10 protein-coding genes are annotated in these 8,983 nt (G+C 69.3%); 5 read left to right on the plus strand and 5 right to left on the minus strand.

Annotation, left to right across the window (positions count from 1 at the left end; all coding sequences use genetic code 11):
* Positions 1–69: 69 nt before the first annotated feature.
* From ACLQ2T_RS17295 to ACLQ2T_RS17310, 4 genes are all read right to left on the minus strand, one after another.
* Positions 70–561, minus strand: a complete 492-nt coding sequence (locus ACLQ2T_RS17295) for an NUDIX domain-containing protein (RefSeq protein ID WP_425767312.1) — start codon at positions 559–561, stop codon at positions 70–72.
* 281 nt (positions 562–842) lie between these two features.
* On the minus strand, positions 843–1,853 hold the full coding sequence (locus ACLQ2T_RS17300) for an NADPH:quinone reductase (RefSeq protein WP_425767314.1): 1,011 nt from the start codon (positions 1,851–1,853) through the stop codon (positions 843–845).
* Between the two features lie 86 nt (positions 1,854–1,939).
* Positions 1,940–2,593 (minus strand): HAD family hydrolase, encoded by a 654-nt coding sequence (locus ACLQ2T_RS17305; RefSeq protein ID WP_425767364.1) that lies wholly within the window; start codon positions 2,591–2,593, stop codon positions 1,940–1,942.
* A 163-nt stretch (positions 2,594–2,756) separates the two neighbouring features.
* A complete protein-coding gene (locus ACLQ2T_RS17310) occupies positions 2,757–3,395 on the minus strand; it encodes an FKBP-type peptidyl-prolyl cis-trans isomerase (RefSeq protein WP_425767316.1) in 639 nt (212 codons plus the stop codon).
* 26 nt (positions 3,396–3,421) lie between these two features.
* Here ACLQ2T_RS17310 and ACLQ2T_RS17315 point away from each other — a divergent pair, with 26 nt between their 5' ends.
* Positions 3,422–3,577, plus strand: coding sequence for a hypothetical protein (locus ACLQ2T_RS17315; RefSeq protein WP_425767318.1), 156 nt, complete (start codon positions 3,422–3,424; stop codon positions 3,575–3,577).
* Between the two features lie 2 nt (positions 3,578–3,579).
* Here ACLQ2T_RS17315 and ACLQ2T_RS17320 read toward each other — a convergent pair whose 3' ends face one another.
* Positions 3,580–4,590: a Ku protein gene (locus ACLQ2T_RS17320; RefSeq protein WP_425767320.1), complete on the minus strand. Its 1,011-nt coding sequence runs from the start codon at positions 4,588–4,590 to the stop codon at positions 3,580–3,582.
* A gap of 85 nt (positions 4,591–4,675) precedes the next feature.
* On the opposite strand from ACLQ2T_RS17320, the gene ligD (ACLQ2T_RS17325) reads away from it, so the two are divergent.
* The 4 genes from ligD (ACLQ2T_RS17325) (at position 4,676) to ACLQ2T_RS17340 (ending at position 8,750) form a co-directional block, all read left to right on the plus strand.
* Positions 4,676–5,617, plus strand: coding sequence for a non-homologous end-joining DNA ligase (gene ligD / locus ACLQ2T_RS17325; protein WP_425767322.1), 942 nt, complete (start codon positions 4,676–4,678; stop codon positions 5,615–5,617).
* Positions 5,607–6,521 (plus strand): non-homologous end-joining DNA ligase, encoded by a 915-nt coding sequence (gene ligD / locus ACLQ2T_RS17330; protein ID WP_425767324.1) that lies wholly within the window; start codon positions 5,607–5,609, stop codon positions 6,519–6,521. Before ligD (ACLQ2T_RS17325) ends, ligD (ACLQ2T_RS17330) begins: the two co-directional genes overlap by 11 nt.
* Positions 6,522–6,679: 158 nt before the next feature.
* On the plus strand, positions 6,680–7,432 hold the full coding sequence (locus ACLQ2T_RS17335; protein ID WP_425767326.1) for a TIGR03089 family protein: 753 nt from the start codon (positions 6,680–6,682) through the stop codon (positions 7,430–7,432).
* Positions 7,433–7,856: 424 nt separating this feature from the next.
* The gene (locus ACLQ2T_RS17340; RefSeq protein WP_425767328.1) at positions 7,857–8,750 is read left to right on the plus strand and encodes a hypothetical protein; all 894 of its coding nucleotides are present in this window, start codon (positions 7,857–7,859) and stop codon (positions 8,748–8,750) included.
* Positions 8,751–8,983: the final 233 nt, after the last annotated feature.

Here is an 8,983-nt window from a genome sequence, read left to right on the forward strand (position 1 = left end):
TGACCGCCAGGCCGGCAGCGACCGCCAGATCGGCGTTGACCGGCAGGTCAGTTCTGCGTGACCCGGTACCTACTTGAGGATCAGGCGGTTGGTCTGCTCGAAGACGTCCAGGTCGGCCAGGGTCTCCTGGACACTGGCGGACAGGGGTCGCGGCAAGGCCTCGCGAGGGAAGAACCCGGCGTCGGTCGTCTCGTCGGTCATCCGGGCCAGTTGGCCGTCCCACTCCTCGACCCGGAAGGCCGTGGTGAAGATCTGGTACGTGTGGCCGTACATGTTGGTGTGGGTGCGGTCGGCGCCGGTGTAGAGGGCGAAGGCGCTGACCCGCAGGGCGCGCAGTCCGGTCTCCTCACGGACTTCCCGTACGGCGCAGTCGGCGATCGACTCGCCCAGTTCCATCGCCCCGGCCGGCAGCGCCCACTGCCCGTTGTCCGACCGGCGGATCAGCAGGATCCGCGCCGAACTGTCCCGCACCACGGCACGGGCGCCGACGAACATCAGGGTCCGGTCGCCGGCCAGGGCGCGCAGTTGCCCGACGTACGAGTCGGCCCAGGAAATGCTCACCCGCACGAATGTACGCAGGGTTCCTTCCGGTGTCCGCGACACCGCCGGGTTGGCCACTCGTAGGGGTGATGTGCCGGAACCGGCAACGCTGTAACACATTTGGGCGCATCATCGCCGTTAGGGATAGCGGGCTCGCGTAGACCACTCTCCCGGTGGGCGGCCCCGGCGTTCGCACCGCGCCGGGGCCGCCCGTTTTTGCGGGGGTTACCCGCAACGCCAGTATTGCGAGAGTTGTTCGCATCTGTCCTGCTGATGGAGAAACCCGCCCGGAAACGGCCCCGCTACCCGGTGGTGCTGATCAGCACCTTGCCCACGGTCGCGTCCTCCACCGCCTGATGGGCCTCGGCGGTAGCCGCCAGCGGATAGCGGTGCAGGGGCAGGCCCGCCTCCTCGCCCACCCGGATGCCGCCCTGCGCGGCAGCCGCCGCGACATCCACCACCGCCTGCGCCTTCGCCGCCTTCGGCAGGGTGTAGACCAGCACGAACTGCCAGCGGGCGTTCGGCACCATCAACGGCCTGATCGGCAGGGTCACCTCGTCGCCACCGTCGTCGGCGTACACGCAGACCACCCCGCCGGGATGCAGCACCTGGACATCGGTGGCGGCATTGCGCGCCGCAGACACCTCGACGATCGTGTGCACCCCGTCGGGCGCGACCTTGCGGACCTCGGTGACCACGTCCTGCTCGCGGTAGTTGATCACCACCGAGGCGCCGGCCGCCGCCGCCAACTGCGCCTTCTCCGGGCTGCTCACCGTGGCGATGACACCGGCACCGGCCCAGGCCGCGAGCTGGATCGCCGCGTTGCCCACCGCGCCCGCCCCGCCCTGCACCAGCACCGCGTGGTCGCTGAGGGCACCCGGGCGCAGGCTGTCCGGCAGGTACTCCCCGGCGGTCAGGCAGCGGTGCGCGGTCAGGAACGGGATGCCCAGGCAGGCACCCAGCTCGAAGGAGGCGTCGCCGAGGGGTACCACCTGGCGGGCCGGGATCAGGGTGTACTCGGCGGCGGTGCCCCAGGGCCGCTGCCAGGCGGCCTCCCAGAGCCACACCCGTTCACCGACCAGACCCTGGTCGACACCCGCGCCGACCGCCTCGACCACCCCGGCGCCGTCCTGGCCGGGAATCTGCCAACCGGCCGGCAGGGGCCACTGTCGGCGGGCCTTCCAGTCCGTCGGGTTGACCCCGGCGACCGCGATCCGCACCAGCACCTCACCCGCCCCGGGCTCGGGCACCGGCCGGTCGACCAGTTGCAGCACCGTGGGATCACCGGTGCGCTCGTACACGATGGCCCTCATCGCCGTCCCCTTCCGTTCAGCCCGCCGACCGGCCGTCTTCAGTCACTGACCGACCGTAGGCGCGCCGGTGGCCGGGCGGAGGCGGTTCAGGCCAGCCGCTCCACGACCTGCGGGGTCAGCTCGTCGATCGAACCCAGCACGACGGCCGCCAACTGCTGCACGTCCGGGTCCAGCGGGTACGCCCCGTGCGGCACCGCCACCACTGTCATTCCCGCCGCGGCGGCCGACCGCACCCCGTTGGAGGAATCCTCCACGGCCACACAGTTCGCCGGATCCACCCCGAGTAGCCCGGCCACGGCCAGGTAGACGTCCGGTGCCGGTTTGCCGCGCTCGGTCTGCTCGGTCGACAGGGTGGCCCGGAACTCGTCCGTCAGGTCGGTGGCGGCCAGCGCCGCCGCGATCAGCCGGGTCGGTGAGGAACTCGCCAGCCCCAGCGGCCACCGCGCGGCCAGTCGGCGCACCACCTGGTCGGCCCCGTCGATCACCGGTACGCGCTGGGCGTACCGCTGGGCCATCTCCTCGACCACCTCGGCGGCTACCTGCTCGGCGGTACGCCGTACGCCCAGTTCCCCGCTGAGGTACCGGGCCCACTCCCCGGTGCTCATCCCCATCAACCGCCGCTGGGTGTCCGCCTGCCAGGTCCCGCCGTGCGCCGCGACATACCCCCGCCGCACTTCCTCCCAGGCCGGCTCGGAATCAACGATCACGCCGTCCAGGTCGAAAACCACCGCACCCACCATCACACCCCCATCCTGCCCCACCCACCCCGCCGAACGGTGACCCCCCTCAACCCCGTTGATCAAGAGGTTTTGGTCGGGATCAGCTGTTCTGCCGACCAAAACCTCTTGATCAACTCTGCGGGGTGGGGGTGGGGGTGGGGGTGGGGGGTGGAGGGTGGGGTGGTTACTGGGCGGCGAGGACGTCGACCACGAAGCGGAGGGGGCCGCCCGGGCGGCCGCCGGCGCCGTCGCCGTACGCCTGCTCGGCCGGGATGTCGAGCTGAACCCGGCTGCCCACGGTCACGCCGACCAGGCCCAGGTCCCAGCCCTCGATGACCTGACCGACACCGATCGGGAAGGTGGCCGGCTCACCCCGGCTCCAGGAGGAGTCGAACTCCTCACCGGTCTCGTAGAACACCCCGATGTAGTTGACGGTGATCGACTGGCCCGCTTCGACCTTCGGGCCGGTGCCCTCGATCAGCGGGGTGACGGTGAGCTTGTCGAGCTTGCCCTCGCCGGCCTTGGCCTCCGGCTGGGTGCCCAGCGCCGGGTCGGCCCCCTCGGGCAACTGCGGGGTGGGCGGCGCGTCCTGGGGCGCACCCTGTGTCGGCGCGGCCGACGGCTCACCGGCCACCTGATCGGGGGCGTCGTCGCCGCGCTGGCCGATCATCACGAACACGGTGATCAGCACCGCGACCACGGCCACCGCCGCGAACGCACCGGCCCAGGCCTGCCTGCGCCGTTTGGCCTCGGCCGCCTTCTGTTCGGCCAACTGCTCGGCCAACCGCCGCCGTGCCTTGCTCTCGCCCGCGTGCTCGCTCACGTCCTCGACTCCCTGCGCAGAGGTGGATGCGTCCGGCCACGGACGCCGTCGCCGACACACGGTACCTGGTGACCGGCGCGGCTCCGACCGTCGATGGTGACCAGTGGGACGACAGAGGGCCCTTGGGGCGGCTGTGGGACCGTCGGGCCGCGCAGATCACCGATCCGCAGCGGGTGGAGTGAGATCAGGCAGTCTTGCGAGGGGCCTTCTTCGGAGCGGCCTTCTTGGCGGCCTTCTTCTCCGCCTTGGGGGCCGCCTTCTTCGTACCCTCGGACTTCTTGGCGGTCTCGGCCTTCTTCGGGGCGGCCTTCTTGGTGGCGGCCTTCTTCGCCGGGGCCTTGGCCGCCTTCTGCTGGGCCGAACGCGCCGAGGTGATCGGGGTCGGCTCGCCGGCACCACCACCGGCCGGGGCCTCGCCCCGGGCCGCCCGGGCCCGCTCGACCGAGGCCTTCAGCGCGGCCATCAGGTCGACCGCGGCGGCCGGAGCCTCCTCGACCTCCTCCGGCTGCACCACCTCACGGCCTTCCACCTTGGCGTCGATGACCTCCTGCAACGCCGCCCGGTAGTCGTCGGCGAACTCGTCCGGGTGGAAGTCACCGGCCATCGAATCGATCAGGGAGGTGGCCATCGCCAACTCCGGCGGACGGATCTTCAGATCCTCGTCCAGGAAGCCGAAGTCCGGCTTCCGGATCTCGTCCGGCCAGAGCATGGTGTTCAACAGCAGTACGCCGTCGCGGACCCGCAGGGTGGCCAACTGCTCCCGCTGGCGCAGCGCCACCTTGACGATCGCCACCCGCTCCGAGTCGGTCAGGGCGTCGCGCAGCAGCAGGTACGGCTTGGTGGCGGTGCCCTCCGGCTCCAGGAAGTACGCCTTGTTGTAGAGGATCGGGTCCACCTGCTCGGCCGGTACGAACTCCAGCACGTCGATCGCGTGCGAGGTGCTCAACGGCAGATCGGCGAAATCCTCGTCGGTGAGGATGACCATCTCCCCGCCACCGATGTCGTAGCCCTTGGCGATGTCGTCGTAGCTGACCTCCTCGCCGCAGACCTGACAGGTGCGCTTGTACCGGATCCGCCCGCCGTCTTCCCGGTGCACCTGGTGGAACCGGATGTCCTTCTCCTCCGTCGCGGAGTACAGCTTCACCCCGATCGAGACCAGGCCGAACGACACGGCGCCCTTCCAGATGGCCCGCATCCCGTACTCCCTTCGCCGGTATCGACCATGCTCGCACTGAAGCGAACGGGACGCGAGGTGTTCGGCCGGGTACTACAGTCGGATCGTGCCCGGCGCGCCGCTCAAGCCGATGCTCGCGATGACCGGGCAACTCCCGGTCGGTGCCGGCTGGGCGTACGAGTTCAAGTGGGACGGCGTGCGCGCCCTGGCGGACATCACCGCTGGTCGGCAGCACCTGTACGCCCGCTCCGGAGTGGAGATCACCACCGCCTACCCGGAACTGATCACCCTGGCCGAGCAGGTCGACGACGCGCTGCTGGACGGTGAGGTGGTCCTCTTCGACCCGGCGGGACGCCCCTCATTCACCGCACTCGCGGAGAGGATGCACGTGCGGAATCCGGCCAAGGCGGCCCGGTTGGCGGCCACCGTCCCGGTCACGTACATGATCTTCGACCTGCTCCGGTTCCGGGGAGAGGACCTGACCGGCTGGCCGTACGCCCGACGCCGGGAGGCCCTCGACGACCTGGGGTTGGGTGCGGCGCGGTGGGCGGTCCCACCGGTCTTCTCCGACGGCCCGGCCACCTACTCCGCCGCCGGTGAGCACGGCCTGGAGGGGGTGATGGCCAAGCGGGTCGACTCGACCTACCGGCCCGGGGTGCGCTCGGCGGACTGGGTGAAGGTCAAACTGGAGGTGACCGGCGACTTCGTGGTCGGCGGCTGGCGGCCCGGGGCGCGGAAGATCGGCGGCCTGCTGGTCGGGGTGCCCGGTGCCGGTGGACGTCTCACCTACCGGGGTCGGGTCGGCGGCGGCATCGGCGCCGCGATCGAACGGCAACTCCTGCGCGAGTTGGAGCCGCTGCGCACCCCCGCCTCACCGTTCGCCGCCGGGGTGCCCCGCGAGGATGCCCGGGGCGCCATCTGGGTAACCCCCCAGGTGGTCGTGGAGGTGAAGTACGGTCAGCGCACCCCGGACGGACGGCTGCGGTTCCCCCGAATCCTGCGGCTGCGGCCGGACAAGCCGGCCGAGGAGGTCGACGATGCCAACTGACCGGTTCCGGGTCGAGGTGCAGGGCCGCACCCTGGAACTGTCCAACCTGGACAAGGTCCTCTACCCCCGGGCCGGCTTCACCAAGGGGGAGGTGATCGACTACTACACCCGGGTCGCCCCGATCCTGCTGCCGCACCTGGCCGACCGGGCGCTGACCCGGATCCGCTACCCGAACGGGGTCGAGGGCAACTCGTTCTTCGAGAAGAACGCCCCGGCCGCTACCCCCTCCTGGGTACGCACCGAGAACCTGCCCGTCCCGGGCTCCAGCAAGGGCCGGGAGACCATCGACTACGTGGTCGCCGACGACCTGCCCACCCTGGTCTGGCTGGCCAACCTGGCCGCCCTGGAACTGCACACCCCCCAGTGGAGGATCGGCGAACATCCCGACCTGATGGTGGTCGACCTGGACCCGGGTGCCCCGGCGTCGCTCAAGCAGTGCTGCCAGGTGGCACTGCTGCTGCGCGACCGGCTGGCCGCCGACGGGGTGGACGCCTACCCGAAGACCTCCGGCAAGAAGGGCATGCAACTGAGCTGCCCGATCGCCGGTACCCAGTCCGCCGAGGAAGTGTCGGCCTACGCCCGGCGGATCGCCCAGGAGCTGGAACGCGAACACCCGAACCTGATCGTGTCGAAGATGGCGAAGAACCTCCGCCCCGGCAAGATCTTCATCGACTGGAGCCAGAACAACGCCGCCAAGACCACGGTCGCGCCCTACTCCCTGCGCGCCCAGCCGGTGCCGTCGGTGTCCACCCCGCTGACCTGGGAGGAGGTGGCCGCCGGAGGGAGCGGCAAACGCCCCTCGTCCCGGCCGTACACCGCCGGTGATGTGCTCAAGCGGATCGAGGAACACGGCGACCTGCTGGCCCCCCTGCTCGACCTCGGCCCCGCCCTGCCCGAGCGGTAAGGAAGGGCACCTTATTAACGCCTCCGGTAGAGGAAGGGCCCCTTGTTAACCGCCGCTGGCGGGATCCGCGCCGCTGCCGGCGAAACCGCGGTTAGGCACCCGGGCGAGCGGGGTGGGTGGCCTGGACAGGTCGGGGCGGTAAGAGTAGGAAGTGCGGTATGTCTGCCACGCTGCCCGTACTGTCCGCCGTTGGTCTCGCCGAGCGGGACCAGCCGCTGATCACCTATCTCGATCACCGGACCGGGCATCGCCAGCAGGTCACCGCCGCCGAGTTGGGCGAGTGGTCGGCACGGGCCGCCGGGCTGCTGCGGGACGGCTGCGGCTTGGCGCCGGGCAGTCGGGTGGCCGTGCTGCTGCCGCCGCACTGGCGTACCGCTGCGGTTTTGTTGGGCGCCTGGGCGGTCGGGCTGGAGGTGTCGTTCCGGCCGCGCGCCACCGCCGGGTTGCCGGTGCTTGAGCCCGGCGGCGACCGACCGTACGACGCGGTCCTGGTCAGCCCGGAACGGCTGGACGACTGGCTGGAGGAGGTACCCGACGGGCTGCACCGCTACCTGGTCGGCACCGGCCCAGAGCCGCTGACCGAGGTGCCGACCGGCTGGCTCGACTGGTCGACCGAGGTGCTGCGGCACGGCGCCGCCCCGACCGACCGCCCCCTGCTGCACGCCACCGACCCGGTCAGCCCGGACGGCACCACCTACGACCAGTGGGGCGGGCTGGCGCGGGAGTTGGCAGACAGTTGGGACCTGCGGGTAGGTGACCGCCTGCTGGTCGACGTCGCCGAGCACGACCTGCCGCTGAAATGGCTGCTAGCGCCCCTGTCGGCCGGAGCCTCGGTGCTGCTCTGCGCCAACCTGGACCCCGCCGACCGGGACACGGTAGCCGCCGCCGAGCAGGTCACCCGCATCCTCTAGATAGTGGCGCTTCGCCGACGGACGTTCTTTTTCCTCCAGTCGATGAGCTGCTCGCCGGTCTGACGGCAAGGACGTCTTCGGCGGTGAGTGTTCGATCGGCATAGCCCATGCTGAGGTGGATCGGCTTGCTGACCCTGCATTGATTTCACAGCCTATTTCACGATAAGATGGCACACTAAGGACAAAAGGCTACAAGATGGGCATGAAACGCGAATAGCCTCAACCGCCCCTTCTGTCCGCGTCATTCACTCGGCATGACCGATCGGCGCTGTTTCCGCCCTGCCTGGCGGTCCGGCATGTTGACAACCGGTAGGAGTCTCGCTGGCGAAGAACGCCGTTGCGCGAGATATTGACGGCCAGGGATGGTCGTGACATGCTTCGATGCATGTACGGGGGAAAGAGAATAACTGTAGGCTCTTTCGCATTGGTGGCAGTTCTATTTGGATCGCTGGTGGCTGCCTGTGACAGCTCGAACGTCGGTCCCCCCGATGAACTGCAGGTGTTGAAGGTTCCTTCAAGCGAAGCAGACACCGAGGCGCTGCTCGCCTGGGCGGAGAACGTGATCGCCGGGCGCTGCATGGTGAGCAAGGGCTACTCGTTCGCGGTAAGTGTGTTCGAATCCTCCGCGAGTAAACGCCGAGATCCGCTGGACGAGTTGTACGGCACCTCCGACATCGAAGAGGCCCGCGAGCGCGGATACGGAATCAACCAGGTGTTCCATGCCGGTGGCGAGGCAGCGCCTGATCCTAATCGCGCCTACCTCGCCTCGCTGTCGAAAGAAGACCGCAGGCGCTTCGATGTGGCCTACTTCGGGCCTTCTGAAGCGGTGGTGAACGTCGACACGGCTGAGGGTCGGTTCAGTGTCGGAGCAGAAGGGTGTCTCGCCGACGCCCGTTCCCAGCTCTACGGCGGCATCGAAGAATGGGCGCCGCTCGACGTCTGGGTGACCGGCCTCGACTCCCAGGTGTACGCGACGGTGGTACGTGACCCCGGCTATAAGACGACACTGCGAAAATGGCGGCAGTGCATGGTTGGCCTGAAACATTCGGCAGCCGATCCAGGGGCGAGTCGGGAACGCGTCGCCGAACTGGCACGGAGTTTAAACCAGACGAAAGCAGCCCAACTCGAACGGACAGTAGCCGTCGCCGACGCTGTGTGCAACAAGGAATCTGGGTTGCGGCACCGAGCCGGCGAACTGCACCAAAGCCACGCGGCTGAGGTGTTGAGGGATAACCAGGACAGGGCGGCCGATTACCAGCGCCGTCGGAATGCCGCAGTTGCCGTCGCCCGTGACCTCGTAGTCGAGGTCTCAAAGTAGGCAGCCCGGCAGCACCGCCTATCGCTTCACGAGCATCCAAGCCGCAGCAGCGTCTGATCGGCTACGCCATTAGTGCCTTGCTTTGGCAACGCCCGGGGTCGCCAACGAAGGCCCCGCTATCCGGTAGTTCCCCCTCTTCCGGTCCGGGAAGTGGGTTCTAGTACGGCAGCCGCCGTTCGGGATCATGGCTGGAGTTCGAGGTTGAGGCGGCGTGTGTAGTGGGATTGTCGGGC

The organism is Micromonospora sp. DT229 (genome assembly GCF_049844505.1).
Classification (GTDB): Bacteria; Actinomycetota; Actinomycetes; order Mycobacteriales; family Micromonosporaceae; genus Micromonospora.

What these genes read in the sequence shown, in the direction of transcription:
- ACLQ2T_RS17300 (WP_425767314.1), bottom strand. Translation starts at nt 1,853, where the DNA reads ATGAGGGCCATCGTGTACGAGCGCACCGGTGATCCCACGGTGCTGCAA.
- ACLQ2T_RS17305 (WP_425767364.1), bottom strand. Translation starts at nt 2,593, where the DNA reads ATGGTGGGTGCGGTGGTTTTCGACCTGGACGGCGTGATCGTTGATTCC.
- ACLQ2T_RS17315 (WP_425767318.1), top strand. Translation starts at nt 3,422, where the DNA reads ATGCGTCCGGCCACGGACGCCGTCGCCGACACACGGTACCTGGTGACC.
- ACLQ2T_RS17320 (WP_425767320.1), bottom strand. Translation starts at nt 4,590, where the DNA reads ATGCGGGCCATCTGGAAGGGCGCCGTGTCGTTCGGCCTGGTCTCGATC.
- ligD (WP_425767324.1), top strand. Translation starts at nt 5,607, where the DNA reads ATGCCAACTGACCGGTTCCGGGTCGAGGTGCAGGGCCGCACCCTGGAA.
- ACLQ2T_RS17335 (WP_425767326.1), top strand. Translation starts at nt 6,680, where the DNA reads ATGTCTGCCACGCTGCCCGTACTGTCCGCCGTTGGTCTCGCCGAGCGG.